Here is a 19739-nt window from a genome sequence, read left to right on the forward strand (position 1 = left end):
TAAAGAAAAAAATAAACAATTTTAAAAAAACTGTCTCTTTAGCATTTTTGACATATTCTATACTTTTGAAGGTGAATCTATTTGTTAATCATGTTTGAAACTGTATAAAAACACAAAAACAGGAAATAATATTATTACTCTCCCCGAAAAAGCATCTTGGCAGTACAAACGGATGCTTTTTCACCCTTACAGAATAATCTTATGGAAAAAAACTTTTATCGGCACGGCAATCTGTGCATTATTGAATCTACTATATTGAAAGTTTGCTATATTCGTTTTGGTGGCAACTTTCATCCATGCATCGCTAAAATCATGTTTACTTCTTATTTCCTCCGAATAATTTATGAAAGAACTCTCTTTTTTTCTAAATTTAATTGTGATGATTTGATATTGTAAGTGTTCATCCATTAATATCCTAGATAAAGGAAATAAATTCATTTATTGGAGATAGATCAAATGGACATTCGTCAATTGCTTTACTTTATTGAAGTTGCAAAGCAAAAAAGTTTTACAAAAGCTGCTAATACTTTACATATATCACAGCCGGCATTAAGCAAAATGGTGAAAAGTTTGGAAGAAGAATTAGAAATCGAACTGATTGATAGACGGTCGAAGCATATTGAATTAACAGATGCTGGGGAAATAGTATTTTCTCAAAGCCAAAAAGTAGTACATGCGTTTAATGATTTACATGCTCTTTTACAAGATATGACGACTTTGAAAAAGGGAAAAATTAAATTTGGCCTCCCACCACTTATTGGAACTGTATTTTTCCCTAAGATCATTAAAGGATTTCAAACATTATATCCTAATGTAAAAATTCAATTGATTGAGCATGGTGCAAAACGGGTGAAGCAATTAGTAAAAGAGGGCGAGCTTGATTTTGGCATTATCATGCTGCCTGAAGAAGATAACGATTTTAATATTATTCCTTTTGCTACGGAGGAATTGATGCTATTTGTACATACATCACATCGATTAGCCGCTAAAGAGGAAGTTTCCATTTTAGATGTAAAAGATGAGCCGTTTATTTTATTTACTGAAGATTTTACATTGCATGATCGGATTATACAGGAATGCCAAAATGCCGGTTTTCAGCCTAATGTATCGTATGAAAGTTCCCAATGGGATTTTATAAGCGAGATGGTAGAACAAGATCTTGGCGTTACATTTTTTCCAAAATCAATTACAAAAAAGGCGAATCCTAATACTGTGAAGGCAATTCCTATTAAAGATCCGATTATTCCTTGGAACTTAGGAATTATTTTAAAAAAAGAAAAATATGTTTCAAATGCAGCTAAGACGTTTATTGAATATATAACTTTATCTTAATGAGATGATACCACTTTCATTCCTATAAGTTATAGGAGCTATAAATTATATGTATTTTACGTTTTATAAAAATTGAAGTAAAGTATATGTACCGAATAAAATTGTTAACAATATGTGTCATTACATTTTTTATAAAGCATTGGTTGTTGCAATGAAATTGTATATATGGGGGTGAAGACAACGTTTAAGCTTACATGTTAAATAATGTTCATGTTTATATTTCTTTTTCCTCACGGGCACTGACTTGGATCGTATAGGGTAGCATCAATGTAGTATGTTGAGGTCATCGTCGATTGCTTATAAAATGAACAATTTTTAGCAAGTAGCGGTCCAATTGTAGACTGCTCTTTTTAAAAGTAAGCTTAAATGGGAGGACATAATATGATGATATGGATTAAGAGAATTATACAAATCTGTTTCCTTTACGTTTTATTTATGATAGGTAATTTTATTGCCACTTCTTTTCATATATCAATTCCGGGGAGTATTATTGGTCTCGTTATATTATTTGTTTTACTTCAAAGTAAAATCATTAGGGTGGAGTGGGTTGACTTAGGAGCGAATTGGCTAATAGCAGAACTGCTTCTTTTTTTTGTTCCATCTGCAGTAGGGGTTATGAAGTATAAGCAAATGCTCGGATTAGAAGGAGTTAAGATTTTTCTCATTATCATTTTAAGTACAATTGTTGTCATGATTTTTACAGGATTTACAGCGGAAATCTTGTCAAAATTAAGAAAGGATGTAAAACATGAATCTGCTTCTCCAAAGCATTAGTGTTGTCGTTACTGTGCTTGTTTTCTGGATGTGTAAAAAAATTTATGCACGTTGGAAATTCTTTTTTTTAACTCCGCTACTAATTTGTCCAATTCTTATTATTTTACTATTAGCGGTTTTTCATACTCCATATGTAACGTATGCGAAAGGGACTAGTTTATTGACTAATTTATTAGGACCAGCAACAGTTGCGTTTGCTGTTCCAATGTATAAACATTTTGCATTGCTAAAAAAATATAGTATCGAAGTATTGATGAGTATCATCGTTGGATCAGCGATGGCCATTACATCTTCATTCTTATTTTCCTTATGGATGGGACTTAGTACTTCTACAGTTGATAGTATCGTACCACGTTCAATTACGACACCAATTGCGATGAATATTTCCCAGCTTATTGGAGGACTTCCAACGATGACTGCTGTCTTCGTTATTATAACCGGTTTAATTGGGATGATTGTTGGCCCAATGGTAATTCGAATGCTTTCAATCAAAGCATCAACTGCAAAAGGACTTCTTTTAGGGATGGGAGCACATGGAGCAGGGACATCGAGGGCATTTGAAATCGGTGAGCTTGAAGGTACGTTTGCCAGTCTTGGCATGATCGTGGCAGGTATTGTAGGATTTATTCTTACTTCTACATTTTTTCCAATACTGGATCATAGTCTATGATGAAAAATAGATAGGCTGTTTGGCCCATCCAATTTTTATTTAAGCTCTATTGCAGCATTTACAGCAATAGAGCTATTTTTGTATAAAAACAAGCTTATCCAATCTAACATTTAAATGATCATTACAAAGCAACGCTCCATTGGTTTCCTCCGAACCAATGGAGTGTTGCTTTTGAATCCCTTTAGTTCCATTTCTATAAGTGATTTTTAGAGTGGAAAATGGGAGACTTAACATGTTATTAAAACAAATACGGGATATGTGTACAGATTCAATACTAAAAAACAATAAGCTTGTCGACTGCTTACAACTAATATTACATGTTAGGCATGAATGTCTTAATAACCTTTATGATAGTCAACAAGATTGATCGTTAAGTCGTTACCGCTTAAATAGTTCTTTAAATTTGGAATCAATATGTTTTCGATAACACGTTGGTCGTATTGGGCGGTTGAGCCTGCTGTATGTGGTGTAATAATTACATTTTCTAAATCCCATAGCGGACTATCCTCTTGTAAAGGCTCTTTTTCGAAAACATCCAGACCTGCACCGGCAATTTCCCCATTGCGCAATGCTGATATTAATGCATTTTCATCAACAATTTCTCCGCGGCCGATATTGACAAAGAAGGCTGTCGATTTCATTTGTTTAAACTGTTCTTTTCCGAAAAGATGATGCGTTTTTTTTGTTAATGGCAGACAAACGATGACGAAATCACATTGTTTTAGCACAGTTGGCAATTGTTCCGTTTTGTACATTTCATCCACAAATTTTGCTTGTTTTCCTGAATTTCTTACCCCAATCACTTTCATCCCAAACGCTTTTGCAATTTTGGCAGTTTCTAGACCGATCTCTCCGACGCCGATAATTCCAATTGTTTTGTCGTGGATTTCAAGCTTCAAATTAGTATCGTCCCATTGTTTCTTCAATTGATTACGCACATATGTATGAATGTTTCGTGTAAAACCAAGCATCATCGCGAAAATCGTTTCTGAAATAGGATAAGCATGGACACCGCTAGCAGTCGTTAATAAAATCTCTCTCACTTTTAATTGTTCTAACGGAAAACTATTAACCCCTGCACTCCAGCTTTGAATCCAGCGCAAGTTTGAATCTTGACTAAGAACTTCTTGTTCAATCCTTCTATTCCAGCCTGCTATAATTTCAGCTTCTTTCACGTAAGGTTTCCATATTTCGGTTTCTTTGCCGACGACAATATTCCAATCAGGTATATATTGTTGAATTTGATCGACTTTTTGTTGACTCAAGGATTCAGTAATAATCATTGTTCTAGATGCCATTAAAATCCCTCATTTCCACAAGTTTATGTTTATGTTCTTCGATAAAAATTTATGAAAATCCTTCTAAATGATGCTCTAATAAAAAATTAATATTTATCAATCTAAATATAGTCATAAATACCTATGAATAAAGACTAAGATGATACGATAATAAGATTAGACGTATTATGACATGCCTCGACAAAAAAGGAGTTGCCAGCATGAAAAAATTTCTAAAAAAGTACATTAGTTGGAATATGAAAACAAGACTTGCGGTTACTTTAATTGCTGTTCTCATAGTTCCGAGTCTTATTATCGGCTACAGTTCTTCATATTTTTCAAAAAAAGTAATCGAACAAAGAACAATCGATGATGCAAATCAAAACGTAGAAATCTTAAAAACGAAAATTAATGAGACAATTCAACCAAGAATTCAAGATGTTAATTATTTTGCTGAGCACATTACTGCAAAGCAATATAAACAAAAGAAAAATGAACAAATCCGTACACAATTTCAACAGTATAAAAATTTAAACGATACGGTAATCAATGTGTACGTTGGAACAACGAAAGGTTTAATGATTATAGAACCGAAACAAGCATTGCCGAAAGGATACGATCCGAGGGAAAGATCTTGGTATAAAGAGGCGATGGCTAAAAAAGGGGAAACGATCATTACAGAGCCTTATCAAGATGCTGTTACAGGCAATATGGTTATTACGGTCGCAAAGACAACAAATGATGGATCAGGTGTCGTTGCAGTTGACATCAATTTAAGTGCAGTCCATGATCTTGCAAAACAAATTAAAATAGGTGTCCATGGATACCCAATATTGTTGGATCAAAATAAAAATGTGATTGAAGTACCTGGTAAAAAAGCGGGATCTAAATCAAGCACAGGCATTACCGAGCGCATGTACAAACAGAAATCAGGAACTTTTTCATATGTCAAAAGTGGCGTAGATAAAAAAATGGTTTATACGACAGATCCTTTAACAGGTTGGAAAATTGCGGGTACGATGAACACTAAAGAAATTAATGATGCTGTTAAACCGATCATGTATGAAACTTATTTAGTAGTGCTTATTTTCCTTGTGTTAGGCGCAATTTTAAGCTACTTTATTATTCGCTCTATTACAAAGCCAATCCAGCGCTTAAGGGAGGCTGCGATTAAAATTAGTGATGGTGATCTAACAGAAGAAATTACGATTAAATCAAACGATGAAATCGGTGCGCTTGCTCAAAGCTTCAAAAAGATGACTGACAATTTAAGAGATTTATTGGATCAAGTCGATAAAAGCACGGAGTTGGTTGTATCTTCTGCAGATCAATTAACTGGCAGTGTCGAAAATACAACAGAGGCAACGAAACAATTGAATTCTGCGGTTGGGCAAATTGCAAGTGGAGCAGAGACACAGACGCAAGGAATTGAAAATAGTGTTACAGCCCTTGGAGAAATTGCTAAGGCAATGGAGAAAGTAACAGATAGTACGATGGACATTTCCAACTTAACAAACACAACGGTTGAACACGCACAGAATGGTGGGAAATCAGTTCAAGAAACTGTTGATCAGATGCAATCGATCTATAGTTCTGTTCAACACTCAAATGAAACGATACAATCTTTACACGCAAATTCTATGCAAATTAGTAAAATTACAGAGGTCATAAAGGGAATTGCTGAACAGACAAATTTACTGGCTTTAAACGCTGCAATTGAAGCTGCTAGAGCTGGTGAACATGGCAGAGGATTTGCCGTTGTCGCTGAAGAAATTCGGAAGTTGGCTGATCAATCATCTGTGTCAACAAAAGAAATAGCCAACTTGATTTTCCAAATACAAAATGAAATGAAAGAATATGTAAAAGAAATGGAACAAGTATCAATAGATGTACAACATGGTGTGTCAAGATCCGAAGAAACAATAACGAAATTTAACTTAATTATTGATGGTATGAAGGATATTGCTCCACAAATAGAAGAAATGGCAGCCGTAACAGAAGAAATTTCTGCATCAATTCAGGAAGTTACTTCTACGACAAATGAATTATCAAACATTGCTGTAGAAAATGCTGCAGCAACTGAGGAAATGGCAAGCTCTATAGAAGATCACCAAAATACGATGGGGGATATTGGTGACTCTGCAAGAGCACTTTCAAATATATCCGAGTATCTTCAAGATTTAGTGAAGAGATTTAAGATATAATGTTAGACATATATAGTCGTTGATTAATTTTTTTAAATTTTTATTGATAAATTCTCTTGACATATTGTTGTATGGAGATTAATATAATAATCAATAAATTCGAAATAAACTTAAGTGATGATGAAGAGTAGTATTCTATACGGATACAAGCAGAGAGCCGGTGGTTGGTGTAAACCGGTGTTGAAGTGTAGATGAATGGACTTCTGAACTTCCAAACTGAACCTAATGAAATAATTAGTAGTAGGCTTTGGCGAATGTCTCATCGTTATAAGAGACGGGTATTAAGAAAAATATTCTTGATACTGTCAAAGCTGAGCTATTTCAAGCTAATAAAGGTGGCACCGCGGGTTCCTCGTCCTTTACATAAGGGATGAGGGACCCTTTTATTTTTCCACCAAGAAAAATTTAATATTGAAATTGATGATTAAGAAGAGTATGCAAAATAGAAGGGTTACAGAGAGCCGGGAATGGTGAGAATCCGGTACGTGGAGTTTTGCAGAATGGGCTTATGAGAGGTTTCTTGAAGCAATTTTAGTAGGGAAGCACGGGATCCACCGTTACATGGATAGAGTATAAGATGCAAAATCCGTACTCGAATGAGTGGAAGAATTATGTATTCTTCAATAGAGGTGGCACCGCGAGATATCGTCCTCTATCCATATGAATGGTTATGTCATATGGATAGAGGACTTTTTTATGAAATTAATTGAGGAGGCAAACGATGAAGACGAAGGGCGTTCCATACAAATATAAAGTACTGAGAGTCAATGGAGATATGTTAACCCCCATTATGATCTATACACGATTACAAGGGGAAAAGCGATTTTTATTGGAAAGTTCTTTAAAGCATGATGAAAATGGTAGATATTCATTTATCGGTGCAAATCCGATTATGGAATTTATTGGATTAGGCAATAAAGTGACTATTGAAGATCATCTATTAGAAACAAGCGTTGATCATTTAGGTGATCCACTTGAAATTGTGAAGAAAGCTCTTCCTAACATTGAGCTCCCAATTCCTTTTCCGTTTTATGGCGGGGCGGTAGGGTATATCGGTTATGACGTTATACGCCAATATGAATCAATCGGAAAAATCTATGAAGATGAAATGAATATACCTGATTTTCATTTAATGGTTTATCAACATCTCGTTGTATTTGATCATAAGACGCAATATGTATATATCGTTGCGATTGAGAAAGACGAACAGCAGGCAGAAAGAAAGACGGAAATTTTACGTGAGCAAATCCTTGCGAAAATAGATGAAGAACCATTTATTGATGAGGGGGCCATTTCGTTTCAACCGACGATAGATAAAGAGACCTTTATGAAGATGGTGGATACGGCAAAGAACCATATTGAAAATGGGGATATTTTCCAAGTTGTATTGTCACAGCGAATGAAAGGCCATTTGGAACAGGATCCATTTTATTTTTATCGGAAACTGCGAAAAGCAAATCCATCACCATATATGTTCTATTTAGACTTTCAAGACTATATCGTTTTAGGAGCATCTCCAGAAAGCTTGATAAAAACGAAAGGTCAAACGATTTTAACGAATCCAATTGCGGGAACGAGACCGCGCGGAAAATCGGATGCGGAAGATAGTCAATTAGAACAAGAGCTGTTGCAAGATGAAAAAGAACTAGCTGAACATAAAATGCTTGTAGATTTAAGCCGGAATGATTTAGGACGTGTATGTAATCCAGGGACCATTGAAGTAAAAAAATATATGAAAATCGAAAAATATCAGCATGTAATGCACATCGTTTCAGAGGTTCAAGGTGAATTGGAAAAAGGAAAAACTGGTATTGATGCCCTCGTCTCTTGTTTGCCTGCCGGGACTGTATCGGGAGCACCAAAAATAAGAGCTATGCAAATTATTAATGAGCTGGAAAGAAAAAAACGTGGGATGTATGCGGGTGCCATTGGGTATATCAGTTTCAGCGGGGATATAGACTTTGCCCTTGCCATTCGTTCTTTGCTTATTAAAAATAACACTGCTTATTTACAATCTGGAGCTGGAATTGTATATGATTCTAACCCAGCGACTGAATATGAAGAAACGCTTAATAAGGCAAAATCGATTTTGGAGGCGCAAGTACATGATTTTATTACTCGATAATTATGATTCTTTTACCTATAATTTATACCAATACTTATGTGAGATGGATGAAGAGGTTAAAGTGTTCCGAAATGATCACATAACGGTAGAGGAGATTGAGGCGTTAGCACCGGAAGCGATTATTGTATCTCCTGGTCCTGGAATACCAGAGGATGCGGGAATTTCAGTTGACGTTATTACGCGGCTATATAAAAAGATTCCAATTCTCGGTGTTTGCTTAGGCCATCAAGCGATCGGAAAAGCATTTGGTGCTACGATCGAAAAAGCAAAAACGATTATGCACGGAAAAACGTCATTCATTGAGCATAACGGAAAAGATCTTTTTAAAAACATACAAGTACCATTTAAAGTGATGCGTTATCACTCATTAGTAATAGAAGAGAAGAGTATGCCAGCTGAGCTTGAAATTACCGCAAGATCAACAGATGATCACGAAATTATGGCGGTAAAGCATAGAGAATATAAAGTGTTTGGAGTGCAATTTCACCCTGAATCCATTGGGACAGAGGAAGGAAAAGCAATCCTTCGCAACTTTTTAGAAGAGGTGAGAAGAGTTGAACAATATGAAACCATATCTTGAAAAAATTTTAAGCGAAAATGGTCTGAATATTGAAGAAATGAAGTCGGCATCGAGAGTATTATTTTCAGATGATGTATCAGAAGGAGAAATGGGGGCGTTTCTCGCTACCTTAAATTTTAAAGGGGAAACAGCAGAGGAAATCACAGGATTGGTTGAAGTCATAAAGGAAAAAGCTGTGCCGATTCCATGTTCAGTTCCGCATGTAATGGATAATTGTGGTACAGGTGGAGATCAAAGCCACAGTTTTAATATTAGTTCAACTGCTGCCTTTGTTTTGGCAGGAGCAGGAATTAAAGTAGCAAAGCATGGTAATCGTAGTGTTTCTAGCAAAACTGGAAGTGCGGATGTATTAGAAATCCTTGGGGTATCACTATCGTTCCCTGCTGAAAAAATTGAAGAGTTGCTTGATCAAATCGGTATTGCGTTTCTGTTTGCCCCGAATGTTCATCCTGCTTTGAAAAAAATGATGAAAATTAGAAAAGACTTGCGTATTCCGACAATCTTTAATTTAATTGGTCCGCTGACAAATCCGATCGAATTAGAGACGCAATTATTAGGCATTTATCGCCGAGATATGCTAGAGACGATGGCTGAAGTATTGCATCGTTTAGGAAGAAAGCGGGCATTAGTTATCAATGGTGCAGGCTATTTAGATGAAGCATCATTATCAGGGGAAAATCATTTTGCACTCCTTGATCAAGGGGACATTCATACATTTACATTAAGCCCAGAGGATGTTGGACTTCCAACATATACAAATGAGGAGATACGTGGCGGAGATGCCAAGAAAAATAGCGAAATATTATTGTCAGTATTAAATGGTGAACAAAGTCCTTATCGCGATACAGTACTGTTGAATGCTGGATTAGGTATTTATGCAAATGGTGCGGCGAATAATATTGAAGAAGGAATTCAATTAGCTAAAGAAAGTATTGATTCAAAAGCAGCGTTGAACAAACTTAATACACTTATAGAAGTAAGCCGAAAATTAACACAAGAGGTGATTTAACTTGACCTTTCTAGAAAAAATTTTAGCGGAAAAAGAAAAAGAGGTTGCTAGATTAAAAGCATCACAGCTTAGACTAGCAGCTATTGATCGAAAAGCACCGTCATTATATGAAACATTTATGCAATCAGAGAGAATGAGTATCATCTCGGAAATCAAACGGGCCTCTCCTTCAAAAGGAGATATTCGAACGGAGATTGACCCTGTTCATCAAGCGATACAGTATGAGGAGGCAGGGGCTAATGCGATTTCTGTGTTAACCGATCAGCCTTTCTTCAAGGGGACTATTGATGATTTAAAAGCAGTCAGCCAAGCGGTAAAACTTCCGGTTCTTTGCAAAGATTTTATTATTGATGAAATTCAAATTGATATTGCAAAGGCAACTGGGGCAAGTGTAATTTTGTTGATCGCAGCAGCACTTAATTCTAAACGATTGAAACAATTGTATGATTATGCTCAATCTAAAAATTTAGAAGTCCTATTAGAAGTGCATAATGAAGAAGAGCTGCAGGTGGCACTTGCTGTTGGAGCAAATATTATTGGGATTAATAACCGTAATTTAAAAACATTTGAAGTTGATCTCGCCGTTGTCGAACATTTAGCAAAGCAAATTTCTGACCCTAACATTCTCATAATTAGTGAGAGCGGTATACGTACTCGAGAGGATGTGGTGCGTGTGCAAAAGGCTGGGGCAAAAGGAATTTTAGTAGGAGAAACGTTGATGAGATCTACTACAGTGAAGGAAGCAATTAAAAGCTTAGTAGGAGAAACACTTCATAAAGTAAAGATTTGTGGAATCCAGACATTAGAAGCAGCCCAGGCGGCAGTTCAAGCAGGTGCAGATTTAATCGGCTTCGTATTTGCAGATAGTAAAAGGTATATTGAACCTGAAAAGGCTGCGATGATTTCAGCATCTATTCCAGCAAACGTACAAAAAGTAGGCGTATTTGTGAATGAAGAGGTTAATAGAATGCAAGCCATTGCTGAACAAGTTGGTCTTGATTATATTCAATTGCATGGCGATGAATTACAAGATGTAATTGATCAATTAAACTATCCTGTCATTAAATCATTTCCGATTCAGACGCAAGCGGATTTAGAAAAAATAAACCAGTATAACGCAGACATTTATTTATTAGATAGTGCGGGTGGGCCGTACCGCGGTGGAAATGGAATTTCTATTAACTGGGAGCTGCTAACTGCATTATCTACGAAAGAAAATGTGATGCTTGCAGGTGGACTGACTGCTCAAAATGTAGCTGATGCGATTGCGATGGTCAAACCAATGGCGGTCGATGTTTCAAGCGGAGTTGAAACAAATGGTGAAAAAGATACGGAAAAAATGATGCAATTTATTAGTCAAGCAAAACAAGCATTTCAAAAATTAGAGGAGAGTGAATGTAATGACAACTTATACACAACCGAACCTAACGGGTCACTTCGGTAAGTTTGGCGGCAAGTTCGTCCCTGAAACTTTAATGCCGGCGATGAACGAATTAGAGAAAGCTTATCAAGAAGCAATGAAGGATCCAGCATTTCAAGAAGAACTGGAGTATTATTTGCAACAATATATAGGGAGAGAAACACCGCTATATTACGCCGCAAATTTAACGAAACTTGGCGGCGGTCCAAAAATTTATTTGAAAAGAGAAGATTTAAACCATACCGGTGCCCATAAAATTAATAACACAATTGGCCAAGCACTTTTAACGTTAAGAATGGGCAAGAAGAAAGTAGTCGCAGAAACGGGCGCTGGTCAGCATGGTGTTGCTACTGCCACTGTGTGCGCCTTGCTTGGATTAGATTGTATTGTATTTATGGGTGCTGAAGATATTCGCAGGCAGAAACTGAACGTTTTTCGAATGCAATTACTAGGGGCCGAAGTTCGGAGTGTTGAACAGGGGAGCGGCACATTAAAAGATGCAGTAAACGAAGCACTCCGTTATTGGGTTAGTAATGTAGAGGATACGCATTATATTATGGGCTCAGTTGTAGGACCGCATCCATTCCCGCAAATTGTTCGTGATTTTCAAAGTGTAATTGGGAAGGAAACGAAACAGCAAATGCTAGAGCAAACAGGCAAACTGCCAGATGCTGTTGTTGCTTGTATCGGTGGCGGTAGTAACTCAATGGGGATGTTTTATCCGTTTATTGAAGATGATGTTCAACTTTATGGTGTGGAAGCAGGGGGAGCAGGAATTGAAACAGGAAAACATGCTGCCTCATTAAGCCATGGAACATTAGGTGTTCTGCACGGGATGATGACTTATTTATTACAAGATAATGATGGCCAAATTCAAGAAGCATATTCAGTGTCTGCTGGTCTTGATTATCCAGGGGTTGGACCTGAACATAGTTATTTAAAAGAAACAGGTCGTGTTAAATATACATCTATTAATGATGATGAAGCGTTAGAAGCGTTCCAACTCCTTTCAAAAGTAGAAGGCATTATACCTGCTCTAGAAAGTTCGCACGCCGTAAGTTATGCATTAAAATTGGCAAAAGAAATGTCTGAAGATCAAACGATCGTAGTCTGTCTGTCAGGCAGAGGAGACAAAGACGTTGAATCTGTGAGCCATTTACTAGGGGGAAAAACTAATGGGTAAAACGAAAATAAATGAAAGTTTCAAGAGAGTAAAGGATCGGAATGAAAAAGCATTTGTTCCTTATATCATGGCAGGAGACGGAGGATTGGAAGTTACTCAAGAGAGAATTGAATTTTTGGAAAGATGCGGAGTGACGGCAATTGAATTAGGGATTCCATTTTCAGATCCTGTTGCTGATGGTCCAACGATTCAAGCTGCAGGAATTCGTGCTCTTCAGCAAGGAACAACTTTGGCGGCAGTATTAAATCATTTACAAGCTCATCCTAGAGAAGTTCCACTTATTTTAATGACTTATTTTAATTCTATTTTTTCATATGGAATCGAAAAATTTGTCCAAGATTGTGATGAAGCTGGAGTTGATGGTCTTATTATACCTGACTTACCGATTGAAGAAGAACATCTTATTACAGGAGAATTAGGAAAAAAGGATATAGCACTTATTCGACTTGCTGCTATTACTAGCCCTGAAGATCGTATTAAAGAAATTGCTTTGCGAACAGAGGGCTTCTTATATGCAGTTACTGTTACAGGTACAACGGGAAGCCGTACGAGTTTTCATGACAATGTTGAAACATATTTAAGTCATCTTTCACAGTCATGTTCAGTACCTGTATTGGCCGGATTTGGAGTTTCAACACCTGATCATGTCCGTCATTTAACAAATTATTGTGATGGTGTCGTTGTTGGAAGCAAAATGATTGAGCTTTTCCAACAGCGACAGTTTGCTGAAATCGAACAGCTAGTTCAATCAGCAAAAGATATCCACACATTAAATTAAATGGTTTTAACACTTTTCCACATGGTTATTCACAGAATTAACAGTCAAATCTGTCATATGGGTATTTTTTGAGTTTTCTGTGGATAAAAAGCTAGGCACACATTATGTGCCTGGCTCAGATTGTCGACAAAAAGCATCGAGAGCACTTACTCTCGATGCCTTTTGTCATTTTTGAATGGAATTGCGGTAAAAACCGTTGATTTCCGCTCCAGGGGCTTGCTTTCCGGGGGGCGTTCGCCAAGCCTCCTCGTCGCTGACGCTCCTGCGGGGTCTCGTCTGTAAAGCTAATTCCCCAGGAGTCAAGCCCCTTCCGCTCCAATCAACTAGTCTGAGTCCTACTCAAGTAAGTTTCCATGTTTGTTTCTATTTCTTTAATAGTTTTTTGCATAGGACGATACATATTCATATCAACGATGGATACTTGGACGACCGAGTGGTGAGTAGAGATTTCCAACTAATGGATAAATAAAGGAGAAATCGATGGTAGTTTCAAGTTATGTACCAAACTGATCTTGCGGCTAACTGGTCTTCTCTTAATCATATTGTTTCTCGTCATCATTTTCCTTCACCTTATTATATTTCTTATAATATCAAAAAAGACTGTAGGCAAGCTCATTTTCACTGAGTTTCTCTACAGTCTCAACCAGGCACATTACGTGCCTGGATTTAACATTATTTAGATTGTTTCATTCGTGAGTTTGCACGCTTTGCTGCAGCGTTAGAACGAGCTTGTGCTTCTAAGTCATCTTGATCGGCTAATTCTTGTGAATATTCTACATCTAACCCATCAGATTTTAAATTTTTTGGAACTTGAGGAAGTTTGCTTTTGTTTTTATCTCTTGTTTTTTGACTATGTGCACGACCCATTACAAACACCCCTTAAGAATGAATGAAATTGCGATATTTAATCGCAATATTAGGATGTGCCTAACAACATTTTTTAAACAGGAAATTATTTGTTGCGGTCGCTCGTGTAACCTCCAGCTCGATCAGCTTTTTTAAATTCGCGTTGATATGTAACTGCTTGCATACTACTTAGATTGCTCTTTGATTTAACTCGCTTATCTTTTGACATGTTTGAATTCCTCCTTTTTTTAATATTATTTCCTATCTTGTACGAAACATACTATTCAATGATAAAATAGTAGGGAGGAGGTATTGATTAAAATGCCGACAATCACGAAAATTTCTGTTCAAAAAAATAATCCAGAAAGATATAATATTTTTCTCGATGGACAATATCGCTTCAGTGTTGATGAAGAAGTGTTAGCAAGATTTCAATTATTAAAAGGGAAAGAAATATCCTCCTTTGAGCTTGATCATATTATGCTGCAGGATGATATTCGTAAAGGCGTAAACATTGCGATCCAATTTCTCTCTTTTCGAATGAGATCGGAAAAAGAAATAAAAGATTACTTACGAAAAAAAGAAATGGATGAAGCAATTATAAAAGAAGTTATCCACAAGCTTTATGAACAACAATATTTAAATGATTTACATTTTGCGATTAGTTATGTGAAAACTCAAGTCAATACTACTCGTAAAGGAGCAAAAATAATTCAGCTTGAGCTACAGCAAAAGGGGATTAATGAAGCGTATATTGAAGAGGCAATGGGTTACTATGACATCGATAAACAAGTTGAACATGCGCTCTTATTAGCTGAAAAGTATGCGAAGCAACATCAAAAGCTATCGGAGAAACAGCTTTATCAAAGGATTGAACAACATTTAGCAAGAAAAGGCTACACATTTGACGTGATATCACGGGCCTTAAAAAATTTACATGTTGAAAAAGTTGAAGATGAAGAGTGGTTTGCTTTAATAAGGCAGGCAGAAAAGGCACATAAACGATATCAAGCATTTACAGGCTTTCTTTATGAGCAAAAAATGAAGCAATCTTTATATCGAAAAGGTTTTTCATTAGAGTTAATTGAGCGTTATTTACGGGAAAAAGAGGAACAAATCGAGATGGGAGAATAAAAATGGAGAAAAGATACAGTGAAATGAACGAATTTGAACTCAAACAAGAAATTGCACAACTAATGGAAAAAGCCCGCAAGGCAGAACAGCTTGGGATTGTTAATGAGTTTGCTGTATTAGAAAGAAAAATATTAATGGCAAAAGCTTATTTACTAAATCCAGCAGATTTTAAACAAGGGGAAGTTTATCAAATTGATGGCGATCCGGGAAGTTATTTTAAAATTGATTATATAGACGGCGTTTTTGCTTGGGGTTACCGTTTAAGTGGTGGCCAGCCACAAGAGGCGCTTCCAATTTCGATGCTGCAGCCATTAACAACAAAAGCATGATCAATACGATCATGCTTTTATATAGGATAATATTTAATCACTATTGTTCACGATGACTTGAAGCTCTCATACGTTCTTGAGGATGTGTATTAATTGAGCCGTCTGCACGCTTTGATGCGAATTCTGCTTTTGCCCGTGGTTCGCCTTCAAATTTATTATCGTGTCCATATGGAAATCCCTTTGATTTATTGCGCATCATTGTATTCCTCCTAACAATAACGGATGTGAATTAAATTCACATCCGTTATTGTACCCCGGAATCATTCTTTTACACTGAATTATCTTGGAACGATATTGACTTTTTTCTTTAATTTATCATTATTGTAAATCCAACCTGTAAAAGATCCATTGATATCAAGCTCAGGACTTAATTCTACAACAGCAACAAATGAATAGTGACCATCTGTGCCACGATAACGTAAATCAGTGAAACGTACTTCGTATCCGTTATTATGTTCTCTGATTTTCCAGCAATATACAGGGGAAAATGATAAAAATGCTGCAAGATTTCCATCTTGTTGTGCAGCTGTCATTATATCGTTTTGGATAATCGGTATCCGTTTAAATGTATCCATAATCATGATGTTGCTTGCATGGGCTTTCGCAACATAATAAGTATCTTCAGTGATCACAACAATTTTCCAATAATTGTATCGTAAAGTTGGTGTGATAAACATTTTTTGTACATTTGGTATTTTTTTTCGGACAGCCCGTTTTACAGCTAGTTGCGAGATCCACCTAGCGATATAGTATACGATAATGATGATATACATGATTAAAAACGTATATCCTGGCTGTGCCCCAAATGCCCAAGCAACGATACCGATCACATGGATTACAAAAATGATAGGATCAAACGTGTTAATAATCCCTAGCGCAACCCATTTGTTTGAAAACGGTCTAAGCGCCTGTGTACCATATGCGTTGAAAATATCAACAAACACATGGAGAAAGACAGCTAAAAAAGACCATAGCCATAAATGAAGTGTATTTGTGCCCGGGAAAAAAAGAGAAAGTACGGCTGTGATCATAATTGGCCAAAGGATAACAGCAGGGACAGAATGTGTAATGCCCCGATGATTTCTAATATAGACTGCGTTATTACGAAATTTTAAAAATGTGTCAATATCGGGTGCTTGTGAACCAATTATTGTTGCTATTAAGACACTATGAAATTGAACAGAATCTTGAGCCACGACAGGGTCTAATGTAGCTAGACCTCCAAGTGCTAATCCCATTACGACATGGGTTCCTGTATCCAAAATGATTTCCTCCTAAAAATGAAAGGTGTAAGTATTTCGTGTACGCTATTTAATTTTAGTTGCATCTATTTTAATTCATGATATGGTAAAAAAGAAAGTAATGCAATAGTGATAAATACAAAGTTGGTTTTTATAATAATATATCCTAATATGTTTTTAGTTAGTATTCAGTTGGGGGATTTACTTTGAAAAACAATGAACCATTTTATATAGAAGATATTGATATTCAAGCATTTCAACATGATCTCATTACATGGTTTGAGCATGAGCAAAGATCATTGCCATGGAGAGAAGATCAGGACCCTTATAAAATTTGGGTTTCAGAAATTATGCTTCAGCAAACAAGGGTAGATACTGTCATTCCATATTTTCAACGATTTATTGAACAATTTCCGACAATTGATGCTTTAGCCGAAGCGGATGAAGATAAAGTATTAAAAGCATGGGAAGGTTTAGGATACTACTCTCGTGTCCGCAATTTGCATACGGCAGTAAAGGAAGTAAAAGAAAAGTATGGCGGTATCGTCCCAAACACACCTAGTTTGATTTCAAAGCTGAAAGGGGTAGGACCTTATACAGCAGGTGCGATATTGAGCATCGCCTATGGTTTACCTGAACCAGCAGTAGATGGCAATGTCATGAGAGTTCTCTCGCGAATTTTATCTATATGGGATGACATCGCTAAGCCTGCTTCACGTAAAATTTTTGAAGCAGCCGTTAGGGAGCTGATTTCACACGAAAATCCTTCCTATTTTAATCAAGCATTGATGGAGCTAGGTGCCTTAATTTGTACGCCAACATCACCATCATGTTTACTTTGCCCTGTTCGTGAACATTGTAAAGCCTTTTATGCTGGAACTGTGGAGCAGTTGCCTGTTAAAACAAAGAATAAAAAGAATAAAAAGATACAATTAATAGCAGCTGTCTTAACCGATCATAAAGGGAATGTGCTGATCCGTAAACGTCCCGATAAAGGGCTGCTTGCGAATATGTGGGAGTTTCCTCAAGTTGAGAAAAGCTCGCTGATTCCATCAAGAAGAGTATTGAACGATTATTTATTAGAAGAATATGGATTAGAAGTGTCGCTAGATACAGAACATTTCGCGGAAATCAATCATGTTTTTACGCATTTAACTTGGGATATTGAAGTTTATAAAGGTATGATTAATAGTGAAGTAGGGGAAACAGAAGAGCTGAAATTGGTTCCAATAAAAGACTTAAAAAATTTTGCCTTTCCAGTTTCGCACCAAAATATATGGAAAAGTTATATAAAAATTGCTAAAGGTCTATAAGAAATAAAGGAGCAGAAAACAAAAGAGACGAACATTTTTGTTTTCTGCTTTTTTTTATGCTGAAGGTTGTTGGGACTCGATTGCTTTTCTTAATATATAGCGATCAATTTCTTTTGCTGCCTTTTTTCCTTCTTGCATTGCCCACACGATAAGGCTTGCACCGCGTTTAGCATCGCCAGCAGCAAAAATATTTTCTTCATTTGTTTGGAACTTGTTAGGAAGTGTTTCAATCCTGCCGTTTTTTGTTTGGATTCCTGTTGTATATGATTCTTGAACGCCTTCAAAACCGATTGCAATTAATACTAAATCAGCTTCCCAACATTGATTCTGATTTGAAGAAGATTCATTAAAAAGAGCAGTTTCTAATCCAGTGACATTGTTTTGGTCGTCACCAAGAAATTTAGTTGTTTGAATATAATACTTTCTAGGATCTTCTCCAAATACTTTAAAGGATTCTTCATAAGCATAATCTAAAGTAAAGAGGGAAGGGTTTAAAGGCCATGGCTGATCGTCTGTACGTTCTTTTGGAAGCTCACCATGTTTACCAAATTGCACAACACTTTTACAACCTTGCCGTATAGCTGTTGCGACACAGTCTGCACCTGTATCACCACCACCGATAACAATTACTTTTTTTCCTTTTGCGGAAATAGAAGGTTCAGTATTTGACTGATTATTTAAGAAATGTTTAGTACTTGCCTTTAAATACTCCATTGCAGGATAGATGCCATGTAAATGACGGCCTTCAATATCCATATCACGTTGTTTTTCTGCCCCAATACATAGCAATACAGCATCAAACTCTTGTTGCAAATCTTCTAAAGAAATATCTTTGCCAATCTCAACATTTGCTCTAAATTCGATACCTTCTTTTTGCAAAAGATCCACTCTGCGTTGGACATATTTTTTTTCGATTTTCATATTAGGGATACCGTACATTAGCAGACCGCCAAAACGATCTTCTTTTTCAAAAACAGTAACGGAGTGTCCAAGTTGATTTAAATCATCACTAGCTGTTAATCCAGCTGGTCCACTTCCAACTACCGCTACTTTTAATCCTGTCCGTTTCAAAGGAATTCGCGGTTTTACCCAACCTTTATCAAAGGCTTTGTCAATAATGGCTTTCTCGATGTTTTTAATTGTAACAGGCTCGCTCACTAATCCAGCTGTACAAGATCCTTCACAAGGTGCCGGACAAGCTCTTGAAGTGAATTCTGGAAAGTTATTCGTTAATAAAAGCCGTTGATAAGCTTCTTTCCATTTTCCTTCGTAAACAAGTGTGTTCCACTCAGGAATTAAATTATATAAAGGACAGCCGCTTGTTTGCCGGCCAATTAATGTCCCCATTTGGCAAAAGGGAGTGCCGCATTCCATACAACGCGAAGCTTGTGTATTTAATTTTTCTTTCGGAAAAGGTTTTTGATATTCTCCCCAATTTTCAATACGTTTTACTGGATCTAACTCTTTAGGTTTTTCACGTTTTTTATCAATAAAATCAGTCGTACCGCGCATTTTTCACCCTCC

At 36.5% G+C, this 19739-nt stretch carries 19 protein-coding genes, 1 pseudogene and 2 other annotated features; of the genes and pseudogenes, 13 read left to right on the forward strand and 7 right to left on the reverse strand.

Annotated features, from left to right (window positions below; all coding sequences use genetic code 11):
• Positions 1–456: 456 nt before the first annotated feature.
• The 3 genes from G4D61_RS09435 to G4D61_RS09445 all read left to right on the forward strand — a co-directional run bounded on the left by G4D61_RS09435 (position 457) and on the right by G4D61_RS09445 (position 2776).
• Complete coding sequence (locus tag G4D61_RS09435) at positions 457–1332, forward strand: LysR family transcriptional regulator (protein WP_025728045.1); 876 nt, start codon at positions 457–459, stop codon at positions 1330–1332.
• A 381-nt stretch (positions 1333–1713) separates the two neighbouring features.
• Positions 1714–2106: a CidA/LrgA family protein gene (locus G4D61_RS09440; protein WP_429889196.1), complete on the forward strand. Its 393-nt coding sequence runs from the start codon at positions 1714–1716 to the stop codon at positions 2104–2106.
• On the forward strand, positions 2081–2776 hold the full coding sequence (locus tag G4D61_RS09445) for an LrgB family protein (RefSeq protein WP_163173786.1): 696 nt from the start codon (positions 2081–2083) through the stop codon (positions 2774–2776). Before G4D61_RS09440 ends, G4D61_RS09445 begins: the two co-directional genes overlap by 26 nt.
• Before the next feature lie 335 nt (positions 2777–3111).
• On the opposite strand, the gene G4D61_RS09450 is transcribed toward G4D61_RS09445, so the two are convergent.
• A complete protein-coding gene (locus tag G4D61_RS09450; RefSeq protein WP_035355856.1) occupies positions 3112–4074 on the reverse strand; it encodes a D-2-hydroxyacid dehydrogenase in 963 nt (320 codons plus the stop codon).
• Positions 4075–4274: 200 nt separating this feature from the next.
• Between G4D61_RS09450 and G4D61_RS09455 the strand changes: the two genes are divergently transcribed.
• The 7 genes from G4D61_RS09455 (at position 4275) to trpA (ending at position 13352) form a co-directional block, all read left to right on the forward strand.
• The gene (locus tag G4D61_RS09455; RefSeq protein WP_035355853.1) at positions 4275–6257 is read left to right on the forward strand and encodes a methyl-accepting chemotaxis protein; all 1983 of its coding nucleotides are present in this window, start codon (positions 4275–4277) and stop codon (positions 6255–6257) included.
• Between the two features lie 108 nt (positions 6258–6365).
• Positions 6366–6620 (forward strand) — a binding site (T-box leader).
• 48 nt (positions 6621–6668) lie between these two features.
• Positions 6669–6913: a binding site (T-box leader), on the forward strand.
• A 65-nt stretch (positions 6914–6978) separates the two neighbouring features.
• On the forward strand, positions 6979–8382 hold the full coding sequence (gene trpE / locus G4D61_RS09460) for an anthranilate synthase component I (RefSeq protein ID WP_163173788.1): 1404 nt from the start codon (positions 6979–6981) through the stop codon (positions 8380–8382).
• Complete coding sequence (locus G4D61_RS09465) at positions 8363–8962, forward strand: anthranilate synthase component II (RefSeq protein WP_025728033.1); 600 nt, start codon at positions 8363–8365, stop codon at positions 8960–8962. Before trpE ends, G4D61_RS09465 begins: the two co-directional genes overlap by 20 nt.
• Positions 8946–9971 carry an anthranilate phosphoribosyltransferase gene (gene trpD / locus G4D61_RS09470; RefSeq protein ID WP_025728031.1) on the forward strand — a complete coding sequence of 342 codons (1026 nt, stop codon included), beginning with the start codon at positions 8946–8948 and terminating at the stop codon, positions 9969–9971. Before G4D61_RS09465 ends, trpD begins: the two co-directional genes overlap by 17 nt.
• Position 9972: 1 nt before the next feature.
• On the forward strand, positions 9973–11415 hold the full coding sequence (trpCF, locus tag G4D61_RS09475; protein ID WP_163173790.1) for a bifunctional indole-3-glycerol-phosphate synthase TrpC/phosphoribosylanthranilate isomerase TrpF: 1443 nt from the start codon (positions 9973–9975) through the stop codon (positions 11413–11415).
• The gene (gene trpB, locus G4D61_RS09480; RefSeq protein WP_025728027.1) at positions 11372–12574 is read left to right on the forward strand and encodes a tryptophan synthase subunit beta; all 1203 of its coding nucleotides are present in this window, start codon (positions 11372–11374) and stop codon (positions 12572–12574) included. The genes trpCF and trpB overlap by 44 nt, the downstream gene beginning before the upstream one ends.
• Positions 12567–13352, forward strand: coding sequence for a tryptophan synthase subunit alpha (gene trpA / locus G4D61_RS09485; protein WP_025728025.1), 786 nt, complete (start codon positions 12567–12569; stop codon positions 13350–13352). The genes trpB and trpA overlap by 8 nt, the downstream gene beginning before the upstream one ends.
• 352 nt (positions 13353–13704) lie before the next feature.
• Here the strand turns inward: trpA and G4D61_RS09490 are convergent.
• The 3 genes and pseudogenes from G4D61_RS09490 to G4D61_RS09500 form a co-directional block, all read right to left on the reverse strand.
• A pseudogene (locus tag G4D61_RS09490) lies at positions 13705–13846 on the reverse strand (IS5/IS1182 family transposase); the annotation flags it as partial.
• A 178-nt stretch (positions 13847–14024) separates the two neighbouring features.
• On the reverse strand, positions 14025–14219 hold the full coding sequence (locus tag G4D61_RS09495; RefSeq protein WP_025728022.1) for a YfhD family protein: 195 nt from the start codon (positions 14217–14219) through the stop codon (positions 14025–14027).
• A gap of 85 nt (positions 14220–14304) precedes the next feature.
• Positions 14305–14427, reverse strand: a complete 123-nt coding sequence (locus G4D61_RS09500; RefSeq protein WP_081749995.1) for a YfhE family protein — start codon at positions 14425–14427, stop codon at positions 14305–14307.
• A gap of 92 nt (positions 14428–14519) precedes the next feature.
• Between G4D61_RS09500 and recX the strand changes: the two genes are divergently transcribed.
• Positions 14520–15332, forward strand: a complete 813-nt coding sequence (gene recX / locus G4D61_RS09505) for a recombination regulator RecX (RefSeq protein ID WP_163173792.1) — start codon at positions 14520–14522, stop codon at positions 15330–15332.
• Between the two features lie 2 nt (positions 15333–15334).
• Positions 15335–15661, forward strand: coding sequence for a YfhH family protein (locus tag G4D61_RS09510; protein WP_025728018.1), 327 nt, complete (start codon positions 15335–15337; stop codon positions 15659–15661).
• Positions 15662–15701: 40 nt separating this feature from the next.
• On the opposite strand, the gene G4D61_RS09515 is transcribed toward G4D61_RS09510, so the two are convergent.
• Both G4D61_RS09515 and G4D61_RS09520 read right to left on the reverse strand, forming a co-directional pair.
• Positions 15702–15860: a small, acid-soluble spore protein K gene (locus G4D61_RS09515; protein WP_025728016.1), complete on the reverse strand. Its 159-nt coding sequence runs from the start codon at positions 15858–15860 to the stop codon at positions 15702–15704.
• A gap of 79 nt (positions 15861–15939) precedes the next feature.
• Positions 15940–16923, reverse strand: coding sequence for a metal-dependent hydrolase (locus tag G4D61_RS09520; protein WP_025728014.1), 984 nt, complete (start codon positions 16921–16923; stop codon positions 15940–15942).
• Positions 16924–17108: 185 nt separating this feature from the next.
• Here G4D61_RS09520 and mutY point away from each other — a divergent pair, with 185 nt between their 5' ends.
• Positions 17109–18215: an A/G-specific adenine glycosylase gene (mutY, locus tag G4D61_RS09525; protein WP_025728012.1), complete on the forward strand. Its 1107-nt coding sequence runs from the start codon at positions 17109–17111 to the stop codon at positions 18213–18215.
• 54 nt (positions 18216–18269) lie between these two features.
• Here the strand turns inward: mutY and G4D61_RS09530 are convergent, their stop codons facing one another.
• Positions 18270–19727 carry a glutamate synthase subunit beta gene (locus G4D61_RS09530; protein WP_025728010.1) on the reverse strand — a complete coding sequence of 486 codons (1458 nt, stop codon included), beginning with the start codon at positions 19725–19727 and terminating at the stop codon, positions 18270–18272.
• Positions 19728–19739: the final 12 nt, after the last annotated feature.

It is taken from the genome of Heyndrickxia ginsengihumi (assembly GCF_011008565.1).
Lineage (GTDB): Bacteria > Bacillota > Bacilli > Bacillales > Bacillaceae_C > Weizmannia > Weizmannia ginsengihumi.